The following is an 18878-nucleotide window of genomic DNA, read 5'->3' on the forward strand; positions in this document are numbered from 1 at the left end:
GTCCGCCCTCTCCGGGGGCTCATTCTGCCGGATCCGGCCGACACTCTCGGTCCGCCTGTGGACGACGGCCCGCGACGCCCTCCCGGGCCCACACCGCGACGTCAGCACCCTCGCCGCCGTGCCCGCCGCCGTGCCGCTCAGACCACTTCGAGCAACTCGTCGACGACCCCGAGCGCCAGCGTCTTGTAGCCCACCGAGTCGAACAGGACCGTGATCCGGTCCTGCTCCCGGCTCATCACGATGCCGCGCCCCCACTCCGCGTGCCGGACGTTCGCGTGCATCGCGAACGGGCCGTCCCCGGACGCCGGCGCGGCCGCCGTCCCGGACCGGCAGGTGTCGCAGTCGCCGCACGTCCGCTCGTACGGCTCGCCGAAGTACTCCAGCAGGAACCGGCGGCGGCATCCGGTCGTCTCGGCGTAGCCGCGCATCATCTCCAGCCGGGAGTCCTCCATCCGGTGCCTGAGGTCGTCGAGCTCCACCGCCCGGGCGGCGGCCTCGTCCGGCGGCGGGCCGCCGGGGGAGTACCGCAGCGCGCCGCCGTGGGCGACCTCGACCGCGCCGGCCCGCTCCAGCAGGTTGACCTGCGAGGTGAGCTTGGCGGCTCCCACGCCGAGCAGCTCGCGCAGCTCCGCGGCGGCCACCTCGCCGCCGTGCTCGCGGACCAGCGTCGCGACACGCCGGATCAGGTCGCCGTCCGCCCGGCCGCCCGCGAAGAACTTGCGCAGCCCGAGGTCCTCGGGCCGGTAGAACAGCACGACGTCGGCCGGGTTGCCGTCCCGCCCCGCCCGGCCGATCTCCTGGTAGTAGGAGTCGATCGACTCGGGCGGCGCCGCGTGCAGCACGTAACGCACGTCCGGCTTGTCGATCCCCATCCCGAACGCCGACGTCGCCACGACGGTGTCCAGGTCGTCGTCCTGGAACCGCTCGTGGATGCTGCGGCGGTCGGTGGTCTTCATCCCCGCGTGATAGGCCTCGGCCCGGCGGCCCCGCTCCTTCAGCAGATCGGCGTACTCCTCGGCCTGCCGCCGCGTCGCCACATAGACCAGCCCGACCCCCTCCAGCGCGGCGGCGTGGTCGGCCAGGGCCGCGCGCTTGTCGTCCTCGCCGACGAACCGCCGCACCTCCAGGTGGAGATTCGGGCGGTCGAAACCCCGGACGATCTGCTGCGCCCCGGTCAGGCCCAGCGACTCGACGATCTCCTCGCGGACCGTGGGCGCGGCGGTGGCCGTCATCGCGATGACCGGAGGGTGGCCCAGGCGCTCGATGACCTTGGCCAGGCGCAGGTACTCCGGCCGGAAGTCGTGCCCCCAGGAGGAGACGCAGTGCGCCTCGTCCACCGCGATCAGCGAGGGCCGGGCGGCGGCCAGGCGCTCGACCACCTCGGGCTTGGCGAGCTGCTCGGGCGACAGGAACACGTATTCGGCGTTCCCGGCGGTGACCTCGTCGAGGCCCGCCTCCACGGAGCCGGCCGAGTTGACCGCCACCGCGCCCGCCGCACCCGCCTTGAGCAGGCTCATGACCTGGTCGCGCTGCAGGGCGATGAGCGGCGAGACGACGATCGTCGGGCCGTCGAGCAGCAGGCCGGGCACCTGGTAGACGGCGGACTTGCCACCGCCGGTCGGCATCACGAGCAGCACGTCACGCCCGGCGAGCAGGTGCTCCATCGCCTCCTGCTGTCCCGGGCGCAGCTGCTCCCAGCCGAACGCCTCCCGCGCCGTGGCGCGCAGCCGCCTGCCCCTGCGCCCGAAGCGGCGGCCGAACCGGCCGCCCGCCCACCCCCTGGACCAGCCGCCCGACCAGTCCCTCGACCAGCCGCCCGACGTCCCGCCGAGCCGGTCACCGGGCCTGCCTCCGGACAGGCCGCCGTACCGCTGCCTGACGCTCATGCCGCCGCTCCCTCGCCGATCGGGCTCCGTCGCCCGATCGGGCTGCCACTACCCACCGGACATGGGTCGAACCGGAGTACGCCGCCGAGTGATCGGCCGTACGGAGCGGGGCCGGGAGCAGGCTGTACGGTCGGGGCATGCGACTCGGAGTCCTGGACGTCGGTTCCAACACGGTGCACCTGCTGGTCATGGACGCGCACCAGGGAGCAAGGCCCCTGCCCGCCTTCTCGCACAAGGAGGAGCTGCGCCTGGCCGAGCACCTCGTCGACGGCGACAGGCTCGGTGAGGAGGGGGCCGCGCGGCTGCGGGCCTTCGTACGGGAGGCCGCCCGGATCGCGGAGGACAAGGGTGTGGAGGACCTCGTGGCCTTCGCCACCTCCGCGGTGCGCGACGCGGTGAACGGCGTCGACGTGCTGGCCCGCATCAAGGCCGAGACCAGGGTGGACGTCCAGGTGCTGTCGGGGGACGACGAGGCCCGGCTGACCTTCCTGGCCGTGCGCCGCTGGTTCGGCTGGTCCTCGGGACGGCTGCTGGTCACCGACATCGGGGGCGGCTCGCTGGAGATCGCCTCCGGTATCGACGAGGAGCCGGACGTCGCCGTGTCGCTCCCGCTCGGCGCGGGACGCCTCACCCGCGACTGGTTCACCGCCGACCCGCCCGGCGCCGAGGAGGTACGGGCACTGCGGCGGCACGTCCGCACCGAGATCGCCCGGACCGTCGGAACGGTGACCAGGTACGGCAGGCCGGACCACGCGGTCGCGACGTCCAAGACGTTCCGCCAGCTCGCCAGGATCGCGGGGGCGGCGTCCTCCACCGAGGGGCCGTACGTCAGGCGGACGCTGACGCACGAGCATCTGGTGGAGTGGACGGCCCGGCTGGCCGCGATGCCGGCGGCCCGGCGCGCGGAGCTGCCCGGCGTGTCCGTGGGGCGGGCCGGGCAGCTGCTCGCCGGGGCGATCGTCGCGGACGCCGCGATGGACCTGTTCGAGCTGCCGGTCCTGGAGATCTGCCCGTGGGCCCTGCGGGAGGGAGTCATCCTGCGCAGGCTCGACAACCTGCCCATGGGGCGCTCCCCGGTGGCCGATCAGTAAGGTATGAGCGCCCGCCAAACGGGGCAAGGCACCAATATTCGGCAATTTCCCACTCCTACCGCATGGCCGGTGATTGGACCGCCGGTCACTGGAGTGCCGTATCGGGGTCGACCTCTGGAGGAATCGGAATGGTGGAGCTGCTGGGAGCCGTGGTCTCCCTGGCGGCGGTGGCGGTGCTCGCGCTCGGGGCGCTGGTGACGATCGCGGTCGTGACCCTCGTCGCGCTGGGCGCGCTGGCGGCGAGCACCGGGCGCGAGTCCTACAGCCAGGTGCCGCCCGTCCCGGCCGGTGAGGGCTCGGGCGAGCCGGCCCGCGGCGCGGTCTCGCGGGACGGCGCCGCCGAGGGCACTGCGAATCGTGGCGCTTCACGTGGCGCCGCGCGTGGCGCGAAGGACGGCGCTGCGGTGCGCGAGCACCGTGTGCGCGCGGGTGCCGCCGCCCGTGCCGCCTCCGTACGCGGCGCGTGACAACGCGCGGAGCGCACAACTCACCCGGCGTCCCCGTCAGGCCCCTCCTGGCGGGGACGCCTCGTTTCCCGGACCTCCGCGCAGCTTCGCGCGGGTGTGTCGCGCGGAGGTTCCGCGCGGCCTCCCGCCGGCTCAGCGGGTGTCGCCGCCCTGCCCGGACAGCTCCTTGACCAGCTGGGTCAGGCGGGCGACCTGGCTTTCCAGCCCGCGCACGCGCGCCTCCAGCTCGACCAGCGTGGGGGCCTGGAAGCCGTCGGCGATCTGCCTGCTCATATGTCCTCCCGAACGGCGCCGATAGGGGAACCGGCATTGGGGGTGGGCCGAGGGTTGTCGGGGACCTGCCTTTCTATTCCCGGAATACGTCGCTTGGCACCTCTTCTCGCGGGCGAAGATGAAGGAATGAACGTCGTCGTGCTGGCGGACACCCACGCCCCCCGGCGCTGGAAGTCGTGCCCGCCCGCCGTCGCCCGGCACCTGCGGAGGGCGGACCTGATCCTGCACGCCGGCGACGTCTGCACGGCGGAGGTGCTGGTGGAGCTGTCGGCCTACGCGCCGGTGCGCGCGGTGCTCGGCAACAACGACGGTCCCGACGTGGCGGCCTGGGGCGCCCCCGAGACGCTCGAACTCGACCTCGGCGGCCCGCGGGTGGGGATGATCCACGACAGCGGCCAGACCACCGGGCGGACCGCCCGGATGCGGCGCCGCTTCGTCGGGAGACCTGCCTAAGGACCGTACGGCGGGGCATGGGGCCGGTATGAGAGAGAACAGACCACAGCCCGATCCGCGTTCGCCGTTCGAGGACGAGGGCATTCCGGACCTGCAGGAGGGCACGCCCGAGCAGCAGTGGGCGTCCGACCCGCAGGAGATGCCGCTGCCCGGTGACCGGCCGCTGGGCCTCGACGAATACGGCACCACCCCGAACGAGATGCGCGAGGGTGAGTCGCTCGACCTCCGCCTGTCCCGCGAGGTCCCCGACACCGACGTGCTCGGCGAGGGCGGCGAGCGGCCGTACGACGAGTATGAGGGGCTGACCGGGGACGAGGCCGGCGGGTACGGGTCGGAGGACCCCGACGGCTACGCCACCGTGAATCCGGCCCAGGCGGGCAGGTACGGCACCGACGAGCCGGGCCGGGCCGGGCGGCTCGTCGACCCCGACGGCGGCATGGGTGTGGACACCGAGAAGGACATGATCGCCGAGGACGTGGGGCCCGACTCCGGCGGATACACCGCCGAAGAGCAGGCGATGCACCTGGAGGACGAGGGCCCCTGAACGGCTCTGTGCGGCCGGGATCAGGCCTGGGATCACACCCTGGGTCGTGTCCGGTGGGGGCGGCGAGGAGGACCCTGATTCGTTACGCTGCCCCGATGGCGGATGTTCAGGAGACGCGGCACCAGTGGCGGGTGCCCCGGGGGATCGTCGCGTTGAAGGCCGCCGGCGCCGTGCTGTGCGCGGTGCTGGCGCTCACCGGCGACGGCTGGCTGCTCCTCCTCGCCGGCGTGGCCGCCCTGGGCTTCGCCGTGCTGGCCGGGCGCGACCTGGTGGCACCCGTACGGCTCACGGCGGGGGAGGACGGCCTCGTCGTCAGCGGGCTCGGCGGCAGGGAGCGGATCTCCTGGAACGACGTGGACCGCATCCGGGTCAACACCAACCGCAGGTACGGCCTGACCACCGAACTGCTGGAGATCGACGCCGGGGAGCAGATCCACCTCTTCAGCCGGTACGACCTCGGCGAGCCCGTGGTCGCCGTGGCCGAGGCGCTCATGCGGCTGCGCCCCTGACCGGGCGACCGGCCCGGCTCGCGGGCCGCTTCGCGGCGAACCGGCATGCGGATCCCCGGCCGCGGACACTACGGTACGGACGTGTCCAACTCGGTCTCGATCGCACTGGTTTTCTTCGGCGTCGGCGCGGGTTTCGCGCTGCCGGGAGCGGTGCTCGTGCTGGACGCCCGCCGCTTCCGGAGGCGGGGCGCGCGCGCCCGGGGCCAGGTCGTACGGTTGCGGATCCGCCGGTCCGGCCGGACCACGGTGTACTACTCCACGGTCCGCTTCACCACGGCGTGCGGCCGGCAGGTCGAGGCCGAGGCGCGGTTCGGGGGCAACCCTCCGCCCGGACGGCCGGGCGCGTTCGTGCCGGTCGTGTACGATCCCGCCCGGCCCGCGCGAGTGCGCCTCGGTGGCGCCGCCCACGACGGGACGATGCACGGCGGCATCTGCCTCGCGATCGGCGTCCTCGCGGTGGCCCTGGGGACGGCGGACGTGCTCACGCACCTGCTGTGACCGTGCTCACGCACCTGCTGTGACCGTGCGCACGTGACCGGGCGCGTCGGCCGGCCCGGGCCGCGCACGCTCTGGGAAAGCCGGCAAAAGAGGTGCAAGCCGATGTCAAGCTGGGCGTCCTAGAGTCCGGGGCGTGTCACAAACCGCTCTCATCACTTTGATCCTGTCCGGCCTCGGGCTCGTCTTCGGCCTCATCGGCGGAGGGATCCTGGTCAACGCCCGGGAGTTCCGCCGCCGGGCGCAGCGGGCCAGCGGCCTGGTCGTGCGGCTGCGGGCGAGCCGTTCCGACGACGGCACCGTCTATTACCCGACCATTCGCTTCGTCACTCTGTACGGCCAGCAGGTCGAGGCCGAGAGCATCTACGGGAGCAACCCGCCGCCGGCCAGGCCCGGGCAGGAGGTGCCGGTGCTGTACGACCCGGCGAAGCCCACGCGGATCCGCATCGACAGCGTGGCGGGGAGCGGCACGCTACTCGGCGGGATCTTCCTCGCGGTGGGGGTCGTCCTGTTCACCGTGGGAGCGGGCGTCGCCCTCGCGCAGACGTTCTGAACACCCCGAAGGCCGCGTCTCACCGTCGTGCCCCGCCCCTCGGGACCCAGGGAGAGACGTCCACCTGGGTCCCGAGCGCCGGAGCGCCGGACTACGGCGCGGCGGGGCCGGTCATCCGGTCACCCTGTCACCCGACGGTCACCCTGTCACCCGACGGCGCAGGCCGCGCCGTTCAGCGTGAACGCCGCAGGGGTGGCGTTGGCGCCGCTGTAGGTGCCCTGGAAGCCGAAGCTCGCCGTGCCGCCGTTCGCGCCGATCGTCCCGTTGTAGGAGGCGTTCGACGCCGTGACCTGCTGGCCCGACTGGGTGACGGTCGCGTTCCAGTAGCCGGTGATCTTCTGGTTCCCCGTGTACGTCCACTGGAGCCGCCAGCCGTTCACGGCGCTGGACGACCTGTTGGTGATCGTAACGTCCGCGGTGAATCCGCCGCCCCAGTCGTTCGTCCGGTAGGTCACCAGGCATCCGCCGGCCGGTGGGCTGGCGCTCGGCGAGGGCGACGGGCTGGGCGACGGGCTGGGCGAAGGCGAAGGCGAGGGAGACCGCGACGGCGACGGGCTGGGCGAGGGGCTGGGGGACGCGGGAGGGGACTGGGGCGGCGGCACCGTGTAGTCGAGCCCGTAGCCGTACTTGAACAGGGCGTCCTTGCCGTCTCCGTCGTTGATCGGCTGCTGGTCGGCGCTGCGCGGCCAGGTCATCGGCAGCCGCCCGCTCGGGGCGGAGTCGCCGAACAGCACGTCGGCCACGCCGCGCCCCTCGGTGCCCGGCAGCCAGGCCGCCACCAGCGCGTTCCACTGGTCGAGCTGGCCCGCGATGTCCAGCGGGCGGCCGGAGACGAGCACCACGACCAGCGGCACGCCCGACGCCTTGAGCCGCTGCAGCGTCGCGAGGTCGGTGGAGTCGAGACCCATCGACCCGGTCCGGTCGCCCTGGCCCTCGGCGTACGGCGTCTCGCCGACGACGGCGACCGCCGCGCGGTAGGAGGAGTCGATTCCGCTGCCGTCGCGGTTGTAGGTGATCTGGGCGCCGGAGCCGACGAGGTCGCGGATGCCCTGCAGGATGGTGGTGCCGGTGGTGATGTTCCCCGACGAGCCCTGCCAGCTGATCGTCCAGCCGCCGCTCTGGTTGCCGATGTCGTCGGCGCTCTTGCCGGCCACGAAGATCTTTCCGCCTGTCTTCGCCAGCGGGAGCACGTTCCCCGCGTTCTTCAGCAGCACCAGCGACTTGCGCACGGCCTCGCGGGCCACGGCCCGGTGCGCGGCGCTGCCGACGGTGGAGGTGTAGGAGCGGTCGGTCAGCGGCTTCTCGAACAGCCCGAGCTCGAACTTCTTGGTCAGGATGCGCCGGTTCGCGTCGTCGATCCGGGACGTCGGGATGCGGCCCGCCTGCACCTCCTGCTTCAGGAGCGAGACGAACTTCTTGTAGTCGTTCGGCACCATCACCATGTCGACGCCCGCGTTGACCGCTGTGGTGATCTCGTTCGCGGTGAACCCGGTCTGGCCGTCGAGCTGGTCGATGCCCGCCCAGTCGGTCACCACGAAGCCCTTGAAGCCCAGCTCGCCCTTCAGCACGTCCGTGATCAGGTACTTGTTGCCGTGCATCCGGGCGCCGTTCCAGCTGCTGTAGCTGACCATCACGCTGCCCACGCCGCGCTGTACGGCCGCCTTGAACGGTGCGAGATGGATGGCCCGGAGGTCGGCCTCGCTCAGTTCGGTGTTGCCCTGGTCCCTGCCTCCCGTGGTGCCGCCGTCACCCACGTAGTGCTTGGCGGTGGCGAGGATGGAGGCGTTCCCGGCCTTCTGGAAGCCGTCCACGATCGTGGTCATCTGCGTGACGAGCTGGGGGTCCTCGCTGAACGACTCGTACGTGCGGCCCCAGCGGTCGTTGCGGGCCACACACAGGCAGGGGGCGAAGGTCCAGTCGATGCCGGTGCCGGAGACCTCCTCGGCGGTCGCCCGGCCGACCCGTTCGACCAGGTCGGGGTCGCGGGTCGCGCCGAGCCCGATGTTGTGCGGGAAGATCGTCGCGCCGACGACGTTGTTGTGCCCGTGCACCGCGTCGATCCCGTAGATCATCGGAATGCCGAGCGGAGTGGACAACGCCTGCCGCTGGAAGTTGTCGTACATGTCGGCCCAGGACGACGGGGTGTTGGGGGAGGGCGCGGAGCCGCCGCCGGAAAGGATCGAGCCCAGCCGGTACGCCGCGACGTCGGAGACCGTCGTCAGGGCGCCCCGGTCGGCCTGGGTCATCTGGCCGGCCTTGTCGTCCAGGGACATCCGGGACAACAGGTCGTCCACCCGGGTGGCCACGGGCAGGCTCGGATCCTTGTAGGGGGCATCCGCCGCCCGGGCGACGCCGCGGCCGGCGGCGGGGACGACGCCCAGCGCCGCGGCGAGCAGCGTCACGAGCGCGATGATCCACGGGGATCTCAGCCGGGATGTCATGGGTCCTCCCTCATCTTCCTGCTGACCGTAGGAATCAAGGGATTTTCGGGTCAACCGACGCCACCTACGGACACGCGTCACCAGCCGTACGTCTGGAAACTTTCACGGCCGCCACCCCGGGCCACGCGCGGCACGCAGGATTGGGGGTTGCATCCGGTACCCGGGTACAGGTTTACCGTCGAGGCATGACCCACGACATCGTCCTCGATCAGGGGTGGGCGCCACCGGCGTGCACGCTGCCCACCGCCGAACGGCCGCTGCGGGTGGCCGAGTTCGACGCGTTGTTCGCCGAGACAGTCCGGGCCGTACGGCGTGAGGAGCGTGCGCGCCTGCGGCTGGAGCTCGCCTTCAGCCCGGAGCACGCGGCGCGGGCGGCCGAGCTGACGGCGCGGGAAAACGGCTGCTGCTCCTTCTTCACCTTCACGCTCACCATCGCCGGCGGCGGCCTGACGCTGGACGTGGCGGTCCCGCCCGGGCATGCCGGCGTGCTGGACGCGCTGCAGGCCCGCGCCGGCGCGGCCGCCCGATCCACGGCACCGGCCGAGGCGGGGCGGCCGGCGTGAAGCAGGACGTCGAGCTGCGGGGTCAGGGCGGACCCTGCCTGCGCACCGGGCAGGTGGCCGAGCAGGCCGGGGTCAACGTCCAGACGCTGCGCTACTACGAGCGGCGCGGCCTGATCGCCGAACCGGGGCGCAGCCCCGGCGGGCACCGCTCCTACCCGCCCGAGACCGTCGCCCTGCTGACGGTGATCAAAGCCGCGCAGCGGCTCGGTTTCACGCTGGAGGAGGTGGCCGAGCTGCTCGACACCGGCAGGCGTGGCCACCCCACCCCCGATCTGCGGGCCCGCGCCCAAGCCAAGATCGTCGAAGTGGACGCGAAGATCGCCGATCTGACCACCATCCGGCAGGCGCTGGCCCAGGTGGTCAGCGCCGGATGCGACAGCCTGACCCACTGCACCTGCCCCGACTGCCCGCTGCCCTTCGCCGACCTGGCCGAGGGCCGCCCTCCCAGGGAGAGCTGACCCGTGAGCACCCACGACGACCACCGCATCCCGGTCCCGGCGCCCGGCCCCTCCACGCTTCCGGCGAGGGGTCCGGCGAGGGGTCCGGCGACGCCGGTCGCGGTGTCGCTCACCGCCGCCGCGCACGTGTCGAAGAACCGCACCGCCGGGGAGGGCGAGCCGCCGCTGCGCAGCAAGGTCGCCGCCGCGCTGGCCGTGCTCGCCTGCGCGGCCTGCTGCGCGCTGCCGATGCTGATCGGCGGCGGGCTGCTGAACGGCGCGGGCGCGGCGCTGGCCGAGCAGACCCTCCTCGCCGTGGCCGCGCTGCTGCCGGCCGCCGCCGGGGGCATGTGGTGGCTGCACCGGCGCAGGACCACGGCCGCCGCGCGGGGCGCCGAAACAGGGTGTGGCGAAACAGGGTGTGGCGAAACAGGGTGCGGCGAAACAGGGTGCGGCGCGTCCGGCTGCGCGTGCGGCGGCCGCTGACCGCGCGTCCGCATCGGCCCGCCCGCCGACTAATCTCCAGAAGGGCGGCATAGCCACCAGGCTCGAATCGGGGCGCACCACCCGGTCGCGCGGTGGTCGGACCTGGACGTTTCGGGGCAGGTGAGTAGACATGGCACAGCAAGTCAGCGCCTTCGACGCGCAGTTCCTCAACTTCGAGACGCCCACGAATCTCGCGCACATCGCGGCGCTCACGATTCTCGACCCGTCGGACAGGCCGGGCGGCGCGCCGACCCGTGAGGAACTGATCGCGCTGCTCCGGCGGAGGCTCCACCTCGCGCCGCCGCTGCGCAGGCGGCTGGTCGAGGTGCCCTTCGGGCTCGACCACCCCTACTGGGCGGAGGACCGGGAGGTCGACTTCGACTACCACGTGCGCGAGCTGGCGCTGCCTCCTCCGGGCGACGAGCACAAGCTGGCCGAGCAGGTCGCCCGGTTGCACGGGAGGCGGCTCGACCGGGGGCGTCCGCTGTGGGAGCTCTACCTGATCCACGGCCTCGCCGAGGGCCGGATGGCGGTTTACACGAAGGTCCATCACGCCGCCGTGGACGGGGTCACCGGAGCGGAGGTGCTGGCGGCGCTGATGGACTTCGGGCCGCAGGTGTCCGACACGCCTCCCCCGGAGGACGCGGCCGAGCCGCAGCGGGCCCCCGACGTGGTGGAGATGGTGGTCAGGGGCGTCGCGCGGGTGCTGGACAACCCGCTGGCCCTGCTGCGTTTCGTCGCCGAGGCGGTGCCCCGGCTGGACGAGGTGCCGTTCGTCTCCCAGCTTCCGGGGGCGGGGCGGGTCTCGCGGTTCGTCCGGAGCATCGGCTCCGACGCCGACGTGAACCCGCCGGAGCTGCCCCGGATGGTGGTGCCGCGCACGCCCTTCTCCGGGCCGATCTCGGAGCATCGGCGCTTCGCCTTCGGCGAGCTGCCGCTGGACGAGGTCAAGCGGGTCAAGAACGCCTTCGGCGTGACCGTGAACGACGTCGTCATGGCGATGTGCGCGACGGCGTTGCGGCGCTGGCTGGCCAGCCGGGACGAGCTGCCTCGTCAGCCGCTGGTGGCCGGGATCCCGGTCTCCACCCGGGGTCAGGCGCTCAACGGCTCGGCCGCCAACGAGGTCATGCTGACCATGACCAGCCTGCCCACCAACACGGCCGACCCCGGTGAGCGGCTGCGGTCGGTGAACCGCTCGATGAGACTGGTCAAGGAACGGCTCGCCGCCGCGCCGGCGGCCTGGCTCCTGGAGTTCAGCCAGGCGATGCCGGCCGCGCTGAGCGCGCTGGCCGCCAGGTCGGCCTTCCGGATCGCCTCGCGCCGGGCTCCCGCGATGAACCTGATGATCTCCAACGTGCCGGGCCCGCAGTCACCGCTGTACGTGTGCGGGGCGCGGGTCGTCGCGCTCCATCCGATGTCGGTGATCACGGATGTCAGCGGCGGCGTGAACATCACCGTGTTCTCCTACGACGGCCGGCTCGACTTCGGCATCGTCGCCGACCGCGACATGGTGCCCGACGTCTGGAACCTCATCGACTACCTGCGGGACTCGCTCGCCGATTACGGCGCGATGGCCGGCCCCGCCGAACCGCCCGTCCCCCAACCACGCCGGCGGGGAAAGAAGGACGCGGAGAAGTCCGCGGAGAAATCCGCGGAGAAGGCCTTGGACAAGGCCGCCGAGAAGAGCACTGAGAAGACCGAGAGGCCCCCGAAAGCAGGCAGGAGCGCCAGGACCAGGAAGGCGGCCGGCTGACCCGCCGCACGGAGTCTCCCGACCTCCCGAAGGGGGCCGTCACAGCCGTGGCTCGGCCACGTCACCCGGCCACGTCACCCGGCCACGTCACCCGGCCACGTCACCCGGCCGCCTCACCCGGCGTCACCCGGCGGCGTCACCCGCGGCTGTCAGCCGGCGCCGCCCACCGCGCTCCCCTGGACGCTCCTGGCGGGGGCGCTGCCGGGGCGGGGGAAGGTTCCCGGGCCCTGGCCGCCCTCCAGCAGCAGGGCCACGAGCCCGGCCGCCAGCAGCAGGGCGAAGACGGCGGCGACCATGCCGAACACCATCGACTGCCGCGACACCGCCGGTGCCGGGCGCGGCGGCAGCGTGGGAGCCTGGTGGAGGCCGCGTGGCACCGGTGCCGACCCGACGCCCGGCCCGACCCCCGGCCCTGGGCCCGGCAGGGAGCCGGGCGCCTGGGTGGGCGTGCGGACGCCTGGGTGGGCGTGCGGACGCGCGACGTGGCCCGGCCCGCCGTAGGCCAAGCGGTCGTTCCCCGTCTGCGCGTTCCCCGTCTGCGCGTTCCCCGTCTGCGCGATCCCCGGGTAAACATTCGCAGGGCGGGCGCTCCCATAATGGCTGTTCCCGGTCTGCGCATTCCCGGGCTGGCTGTTCCCGGGGTGGTCGTTCCCGTTGTGGCCGTTCGGGGGGTGAACGTTCGGGGGGTGGGGGTCTCCGGCGGAGCCGTCGGGGGCGAGGGCCGACAGCGCGTCGCGCAGTCCGGCGGCGGACCTGATCCGCTGGGCCGGATCGCTCGCCATGCCGTGGCGCAGGACGGCGGTGAGCGCGGCCGGCACGCCGGGAATGTCGGGGATCGGCAGCCGGTGCAGGGCCATGACGACCGCGATGTTCACCACGCCGTGCTCGGGGAACCGCGGCGGCCTGCCGTGCAGCAGGGCGTACAGCGTGGCGGCGAGCGAGTACACGTCTCCCGCGGCCGTCGGCTCGGTCAGGTCGAACGCCTCCGGAGGGGCGTACGCCGGGGTGAGGGACTCGCGGGTCACCGACACCTCGCCCGGGACGGCTCCGCCCGCCCCCGGCATGGTGGCGAGGCCGAAGTCCGAGAGCGCGACCATGCCGTACGAGTTGACCAGGATGTTGGCGGGCTTGACGTCGCGGTGCAGCACGCCCAGGGCGTGGGCGGCGGCCAGCGCGTCGGCGATCCGGACGCCGATGTCGCGCACCTCACGGGGGCCGAGCGGCCCGCCGTCGCGCAGCCGGTCGGCGAGCGACCCGTTCGGGCACAACTCCAGCACCATGTACGGCCTGCCGTCGCCGAGCACCCCGGCGTCGTACACGTCGGCCACGTGCGGATGGCCCGACAGCGCCCCGGCCGAGGTGACCTCCCGCATGAACCTGCGCCGGTCGCGGTCGGAGACGAGCACCCGGTTGTCGACCTTGAGCGCGACCTCCCGGCCCACCGCGAGCTGCCTGGCCCGGTACACGACGCCGAAGCCGCCCTGGCCCAGGATGCCGAGCATCTCGTAGCCCGGCACCAGCGGCCCGCCCGCCTCGCCCACCCGACACCTCCAGACCCGGCGCCTCCGGACCCCTCTCGATGGCCTCGGCTGAAAGTGCCCGAGAGCCCGCGTGCGGCAGACTACCGGAGTGATCGCCCGGCGGTCCGCCTCGTGATCAGGACGCGGCCCGAGCGTGACCGGCCGCCCTATCCTGGTCCCCATGACGGGCGGCAGGGAGGGCGGGACGGGGGAGCGTGGCCGGAGTCCGGAGCGGCGCAGGGACCTGCTCGACGCGGCCGACCGGGTGATCCGCCGGGAGGGCCCGCAGGCGTCGATGGCCGCGATCGCGGCGGAGGCGGGCATCACCAAGCCGATCCTCTACCGTCACTTCGGCGACAAGAGCGGCCTCTACCAGGCGCTCGCGGAGCGCCACACCCGCGTCGTGATCGACCTGCTGCGCCCCGAGTTCGCCTCGGCGGTGGCCGATCCCCGCGAGCGGGCCAGGGCCACGGTCGACGCCTACCTGGAGACCATCTCGGCCAACCCCAACCTCTACCGGTTCCTCTTCCACCGGGCGAGCGCGGAGGACAGCCGCACCCACTCGCGGATGGCCGCCATCGTCCGCGGCGTCGGGGAAGAACTGGGTGCGGTGCTCGCCGAGGCGGGGGTGGCCGACGCGGCGCGGGCACGGGTGCTCGGGCACGCGTTCGTCGGCATGGTCCAGGCGATCGGCGACTGGTGGCTGGAGGACCCCGGGCTCGACCGCGACACGGTCGTGGACGGCCTCGCCGACGTCATCGCCGGGGCGCTCACGTCCTGATCTCCGCTCACGGCCTGATCTCCGCTCACGGCCTGATTTGGCAGTAGGGGTCGCACCCCGGTTACGCATGTCGACCATGCCGGGAAACATCAAGTACATCCGGTGGGGGTAACTTAGTTCCTCTAACTAACTGTTCTTCCGCCGTGCGCGCGCGGGAACACGAGGAGGGGAACCACTCCGTGGCCGTAGCGAACCAGTCCCGGGCGGGGGCGTCGCCGCAGCCGGCGTCGTCCTCGCGGTACAGGTGGATCGCGCTGTCCAACACCACTCTCGGCGTCCTGATGGTGACGATCAACCAGTCCATCGTCCTGATCGCCCTCCCGGACGTCTTCCGGGGCATCCACCTCAACCCGCTCGACCCGGGCAACACGGGTTACCTGCTGTGGATGATGATGGGCTTCATGGTCGTCACGGCCGTCCTGGTCGTGATGTTCGGCCGCCTGGGCGACATGTTCGGCCGGGTCCGCATGTACAACCTGGGCTTTGCGGTCTTCAGCCTGTGCTCGATCATGCTGTCGCTGAGCTGGATGGACGGCGACGCCGGGGCCATGTGGCTGATCGGCTGGCGCATCGTGCAGGGCGTCGGCGGCGCGCTGCTGTTCGCCAACTCGACGGCGATCCTGACCGACGCCTTCCCCGTGCGCCAGCGCGGCACCGCGCTCGGCATCAACTCCATCGCCGCCATCGCGGGCTCCTTCCTCGGCCTGGTCGTCGGCGGCGTCCTCGCGCCGGTCAACTGGAAGGCGATCTTCCTGGTCTCCGTGCCGTTCGGGGTGTTCGGCACGATCTGGGCGTACCTGAAACTGCGCGACAACGGGGTGCGGCGCCGGGCCCGGATGGACTGGTGGGGCAACGCGACCTTCGCCGTCGGCCTGATCTCACTGCTGGTCGGCATCACCTACGGCATCCAGCCGTACGGGACCGGCGTGATGGGCTGGGGCAACCCCTGGGTGATCGCCGCGCTCGGCGGGGGCGTGCTGCTGCTCGCGCTGTTCGCCTGGATCGAGACCAGGGTGGCCGAGCCGCTGTTCCGGCTCACCTTGTTCCGGCAGCGCGCGTTCCTCGCGGGCAACATCGCCAGCCTGCTCACGGCGCTCGGACGCGGCGGCCTGCAGTTCATGCTGATCATCTGGCTGCAGGGCATCTGGCTGCCGCTGCACGGATACAGCTTCGAGGAGACGCCCCTGTGGGCGGGCATCTACATGATCCCGCTGACCGTGGGCTTCCTGCTGTCGGCGCCGGTCTCCGGCTGGCTGTCGGACCGGTTCGGCCCGCGCATGTTCACCGTGGGCGGCGCGCTGGTCACGGCGGCGAGCTTCTATGCGCTGATGACCCTGCCGACCGACTTCGGCTACGGCGTGTTCGCGCTGCTGATCCTGATCAACGGGGTGGGCTCCGGCCTGTTCTCCTCGCCCAACCGGGCGGAGATCATGAACGCGGTCCCGGCGGAGTCGCGCGGCGTGGGCGCGGGCATGACCGCGACCTTCCAGAACTCCTCGATGGTGCTGTCGATCGGCGTCTTCTTCAGCCTGATGATCGCCGGTCTGGCGCAGTCGCTGCCGCACACCATGCACGACGAGCTCGTCGCCCAGGGGGTGCCCGCGGCGCAGGCCGAGGGCATCGCGCAGCTGCCGCCGATCGCCGTGCTGTTCGCGGCGTTCCTCGGCTACAACCCGTTCCGCGAGCTCCTCGGCGGGGTCCTCGACCGGCTGCCCGACGGCGGCGCCCACCTGACCGGCAAGGAGTTCTTCCCGCACCTCATCGCGGGTCCCTTCCACCAGGGCCTGGTCATCGCCTTCTGGTTCGCCGTGGCCGCGTGCCTGGTGGCCGCTCTGTCGTCGCTGCTGACCGGCCGCCTCGGCCGCGGCCACCGCGCCGCCGCGCACGAGACGCTCGGCTCGGAGCTGGCCGCGGTCTCGGGCGAGGCGGGCCTGGCCGGCAACGAGCTGGTGATCCCGGACGAGGAGTTCGACGCCCGCCGGGCGGACGCCCCGGACACGCGGGAGCCCCGGCCCTGACGGGCCCACCAGGCCGCCGCCGGCGGCGGGCATGTTCCGCGTCCCGGCGGCGGCCTGCCGGTCGGGTTCTAGTTGTTGGCCACCAGTCGCCACCGGTTGTCGGCGGTTCCGTTGTCGGAGTCCTGGACGGCCTGGGCGCCGTTGGCGGTCGAGTTGTTCTGGATGCCGAGCAGCTTGCCGCTGTTCACGTTGCGGATCTTGTAGGTTCCGTCGCCGTTGTCGACCAGAGTCCACCGGTGGTCGGCGGTGCCGTTGTCGGCCCACTGCAGGACGCGGGCGCCGTCGGCGGCGGACATGTTCTCCACGCCCAGCACCTTGCCGCTGTTGACGTTGCGGAACCGCACGGCGTTGCCGTCGGTCACCATCACCCAGTTGTGGTCCGCGGTGCCGTTGTCGGTCCACTGCAGCGCGAGACCGCCGTCCGCCGTGGACATGTTCTGGATGCCGAGGACCAGGCCGCTGGCCGCGTTGACCAGCCGGTAGCTTCCCGCTCCGCCGTTGCCCTGCCCGCTGGTGCTCCAGTAGACGGTGTAGTTGTAGCCGTGCGCGTCGTAGAACGGGCCCAGGTTGACGGTCGAGCCGTTGGCCGTGGCCGTGAAGGCGAGCGCCGTGGTGCTGGTGCGGGTGATCGACCCGGTGTTCAGGGAGGGCAGCGCCGACAGCGAGGTGTTGCCGTAGTTGCCCGACAGCACGACAGGACCGTACGTGACCGCCGCGACGTTGGCGTTGTCGTTGGCCGCCTTCATGACCACGCGCATGGGCAGGCGCACGGTGACGGTGTCGCCGGACGTCCACGACCGGGTGATGACGGCGTACGTGCCGGGGGTGGCGGCCACGTCCTGCTGGGCGCCGTTCACGCTGATCGTGGCGCCGGAGGCCCACGACGGGATGCGGACGCGCATCGACCACGAGCCGCTCACGTTGCCGGTGACCTGCAGCGTCGTGGTGTCACTCGCCGGATAGGAGGTCGTCTGGGTGACCGTGATGCCGCGCTGGGTCCAGTTCAGCGTCGACGGCATGAACAGGTTCACCGTCAGCGTGGTGCCGTTGTAGAAGTAGATGGAGTCCATCAGCCTCGTGTTGACTTCCACCCCCGTCCCCTGGCAGCACCAGAACGAGTTGTAGTCGGTGCTCCACGTGCCGCCGCCCCACGCCGGGCCCACGCCGCGGCGGCCGCCCGGCTTGAGCGGGGTGAAGTAGGTGATGTGCCCGTGGCCGTCGGCCGGGTTCTGCGCGCCGATGACGTGGTTGAGCAGCGCCTGCTCGTAGAAGTCCACGTACGCGACCCGGTCGGGGTTGAGCGTCCACAGTTCGCGGGTCAGGTTGAGCATGTTGACGCTGTTGCAGTGCTCGCAGGTGTCGTTGTTGAGATACCCGGCGATCGCGTTGGGCGCCCGGAAGTGCTCGGCCTGGCTGTTGCCGCCGATCGCGTAGGTGTGCGCGCCGGTGGTGAAGTTCCAGGCGTTGACGGCGATGTCCCGGTAGCGGGTCGTGCCGGTGGCCTTGTACTCCCTGGCCGCGCCGATCCACTTGGGCACCTGGGTGTTGGCGTGGAGGCCGTTCAGCTGGTCCTGGTTCGACGCCAGGGGGTTGAACACGGCGGCGTGGTCGAACCGCTGCGCGACGGTGAGCCAGCGCCCGTCGCCGGTCTGCTGGTAGATGTCGGTCAGCACCGCGTTCATCCCGCCGAACTCGGTGCCCAGCATGTTCTGCATCTGGCTGCCGCTCAGCCTGCTCGTCCGCCAGTCGACCCAGCCGGCGAGCGCCAGCAGCACGTCGCGGGCCTGGGTGCTGCCGATGAGGCGCCACACGTCCAGCAGGCCCGTCAGGGTCTTGTGGACGCAGTAGTACGGGACGTTGCCGTTGCTCAGCGTGCGGGCTTCGAGGGCGGTGAAGTCCGACTCGGGGAAGCCGGACAGGTAGCCGGTGTTGAACCCGGCGGCGCCGTTGTTCGCCTGGCACTTGGCCAGCTCGGCGACCATGGTGGTGGCCTTGTCCCGGCAGGTGGTGTCGCCGAGCACGGCGTACGCCTGGGCCCACGCGGTGAGGAGGTGGCCCTGCATGTGGGTGCGGAACGGGAACGAGGGAGCGTCCCACCCGCCGTTCGTGGCGGCGCCGTTGGTGGACAGCCTGTGGTTGGCTCGGAAGTTGTACAGCATCCGGTTGACGTCGACGAACTGCAGATAGGAGAGCGTGCGGTTCTGGTTGTCCAGCCAGCGGCTGGTCGTCAGCCGCACCTGGCCCAGCTCGAACGGGTACGCCGAGACGCCGATGTCGGGCCGGGCCGGCGCGACCGCGGCGGCCGCCGCCGAGGCGCCGGCGACCCCGCCGGCGGTGGACGCGACGACGGCGACACCGGCCGCCTGCAGCAGCTGACGGCGGCTGAGCGACGGGGACGGCATGAGGCCTCCTGAAGGTCACGGCAGGGGCGGCCGGGCATCCTCGGTTAGCGCTGACATCCGCCGCCGCGAGTCAACCGGAAGGGCCCGCGGAGGGAGGTGTTAGCGCTAACACAGAGGACCGGACGGACCCTCTGCCGGGTCTGGGTGGTGGTGGATGGGAGAAAACACGACGCCGTGAGGATCTGTCAATGCCGGGATGAGGCGCG

The 18878-nt window shown here is 72.2% G+C and carries 18 protein-coding genes; 13 read left to right on the forward strand and 5 right to left on the reverse strand.

Annotation, left to right across the window (positions count from 1 at the left end):
• Positions 1-137: 137 nt before the first annotated feature.
• Positions 138-1886, reverse strand: coding sequence for a RecQ family ATP-dependent DNA helicase (locus OG344_RS24915; RefSeq protein ID WP_405085155.1), 1749 nt, complete (start codon positions 1884-1886; stop codon positions 138-140).
• A gap of 137 nt (positions 1887-2023) precedes the next feature.
• On the opposite strand from OG344_RS24915, the gene OG344_RS24920 reads away from it, so the two are divergent.
• Together OG344_RS24920 and OG344_RS24925 are read left to right on the forward strand one after the other, a co-directional pair.
• The gene (locus OG344_RS24920; RefSeq protein WP_405085156.1) at positions 2024-2977 is read left to right on the forward strand and encodes a Ppx/GppA family phosphatase; all 954 of its coding nucleotides are present in this window, start codon (positions 2024-2026) and stop codon (positions 2975-2977) included.
• A 128-nt stretch (positions 2978-3105) separates the two neighbouring features.
• Positions 3106-3444: a hypothetical protein gene (locus tag OG344_RS24925; RefSeq protein WP_405085157.1), complete on the forward strand. Its 339-nt coding sequence runs from the start codon at positions 3106-3108 to the stop codon at positions 3442-3444.
• A 132-nt stretch (positions 3445-3576) separates the two neighbouring features.
• On the opposite strand, the gene OG344_RS24930 is transcribed toward OG344_RS24925, so the two are convergent.
• Entirely contained in the window at positions 3577-3717 is a 141-nt protein-coding gene (locus OG344_RS24930; RefSeq protein ID WP_327045705.1) for a hypothetical protein, read from the reverse strand.
• Between the two features lie 126 nt (positions 3718-3843).
• On the opposite strand from OG344_RS24930, the gene OG344_RS24935 reads away from it, so the two are divergent.
• The 5 genes from OG344_RS24935 to OG344_RS24955 all read left to right on the forward strand — a co-directional run bounded on the left by OG344_RS24935 (position 3844) and on the right by OG344_RS24955 (position 6271).
• Positions 3844-4170: a metallophosphoesterase family protein gene (locus OG344_RS24935; RefSeq protein ID WP_405085158.1), complete on the forward strand. Its 327-nt coding sequence runs from the start codon at positions 3844-3846 to the stop codon at positions 4168-4170.
• Positions 4171-4198: 28 nt separating this feature from the next.
• Entirely contained in the window at positions 4199-4714 is a 516-nt protein-coding gene (locus OG344_RS24940; RefSeq protein WP_405085159.1) for a DUF5709 domain-containing protein, read from the forward strand.
• Between the two features lie 95 nt (positions 4715-4809).
• Positions 4810-5223, forward strand: a complete 414-nt coding sequence (locus OG344_RS24945) for a PH domain-containing protein (protein WP_405085160.1) — start codon at positions 4810-4812, stop codon at positions 5221-5223.
• A gap of 81 nt (positions 5224-5304) precedes the next feature.
• Entirely contained in the window at positions 5305-5721 is a 417-nt protein-coding gene (locus tag OG344_RS24950) for a DUF3592 domain-containing protein (protein WP_327045709.1), read from the forward strand.
• A 133-nt stretch (positions 5722-5854) separates the two neighbouring features.
• Entirely contained in the window at positions 5855-6271 is a 417-nt protein-coding gene (locus tag OG344_RS24955) for a DUF3592 domain-containing protein (RefSeq protein WP_405085161.1), read from the forward strand.
• A gap of 146 nt (positions 6272-6417) precedes the next feature.
• Here OG344_RS24955 and OG344_RS24960 read toward each other — a convergent pair whose 3' ends face one another.
• Positions 6418-8712, reverse strand: coding sequence for a glycoside hydrolase family 3 N-terminal domain-containing protein (locus OG344_RS24960; RefSeq protein ID WP_405085162.1), 2295 nt, complete (start codon positions 8710-8712; stop codon positions 6418-6420).
• 185 nt (positions 8713-8897) lie between these two features.
• On the opposite strand from OG344_RS24960, the gene OG344_RS24965 reads away from it, so the two are divergent.
• The 4 genes from OG344_RS24965 to OG344_RS24980 all read left to right on the forward strand — a co-directional run bounded on the left by OG344_RS24965 (position 8898) and on the right by OG344_RS24980 (position 11951).
• Positions 8898-9275 carry a hypothetical protein gene (locus OG344_RS24965; RefSeq protein ID WP_405085163.1) on the forward strand — a complete coding sequence of 126 codons (378 nt, stop codon included), beginning with the start codon at positions 8898-8900 and terminating at the stop codon, positions 9273-9275.
• On the forward strand, positions 9272-9733 hold the full coding sequence (locus tag OG344_RS24970) for a MerR family transcriptional regulator (RefSeq protein WP_405085164.1): 462 nt from the start codon (positions 9272-9274) through the stop codon (positions 9731-9733). Before OG344_RS24965 ends, OG344_RS24970 begins: the two co-directional genes overlap by 4 nt.
• Before the next feature lie 3 nt (positions 9734-9736).
• Complete coding sequence (locus OG344_RS24975) at positions 9737-10198, forward strand: hypothetical protein (protein ID WP_405085165.1); 462 nt, start codon at positions 9737-9739, stop codon at positions 10196-10198.
• 130 nt (positions 10199-10328) lie between these two features.
• Entirely contained in the window at positions 10329-11951 is a 1623-nt protein-coding gene (locus tag OG344_RS24980) for a WS/DGAT/MGAT family O-acyltransferase (RefSeq protein WP_405085166.1), read from the forward strand.
• A gap of 149 nt (positions 11952-12100) precedes the next feature.
• On the opposite strand, the gene OG344_RS24985 is transcribed toward OG344_RS24980, so the two are convergent.
• Positions 12101-13492 (reverse strand): protein kinase domain-containing protein, encoded by a 1392-nt coding sequence (locus OG344_RS24985; protein WP_405085167.1) that lies wholly within the window; start codon positions 13490-13492, stop codon positions 12101-12103.
• Positions 13493-13652: 160 nt separating this feature from the next.
• Here OG344_RS24985 and OG344_RS24990 point away from each other — a divergent pair, with 160 nt between their 5' ends.
• On the forward strand, positions 13653-14252 hold the full coding sequence (locus OG344_RS24990) for a TetR family transcriptional regulator (RefSeq protein WP_405085168.1): 600 nt from the start codon (positions 13653-13655) through the stop codon (positions 14250-14252).
• A gap of 179 nt (positions 14253-14431) precedes the next feature.
• Entirely contained in the window at positions 14432-16270 is a 1839-nt protein-coding gene (locus tag OG344_RS24995; protein ID WP_405085169.1) for an MFS transporter, read from the forward strand.
• 68 nt (positions 16271-16338) lie between these two features.
• Here the strand turns inward: OG344_RS24995 and OG344_RS25000 are convergent, their stop codons facing one another.
• The gene (locus OG344_RS25000; protein ID WP_405085170.1) at positions 16339-18672 is read right to left on the reverse strand and encodes a beta-L-arabinofuranosidase domain-containing protein; all 2334 of its coding nucleotides are present in this window, start codon (positions 18670-18672) and stop codon (positions 16339-16341) included.
• Positions 18673-18878: the final 206 nt, after the last annotated feature.

The sequence above is a fragment of the Microbispora sp. NBC_01389 genome (genome assembly GCF_045040095.1).
Lineage (GTDB): Bacteria > Actinomycetota > Actinomycetes > Streptosporangiales > Streptosporangiaceae > Microbispora.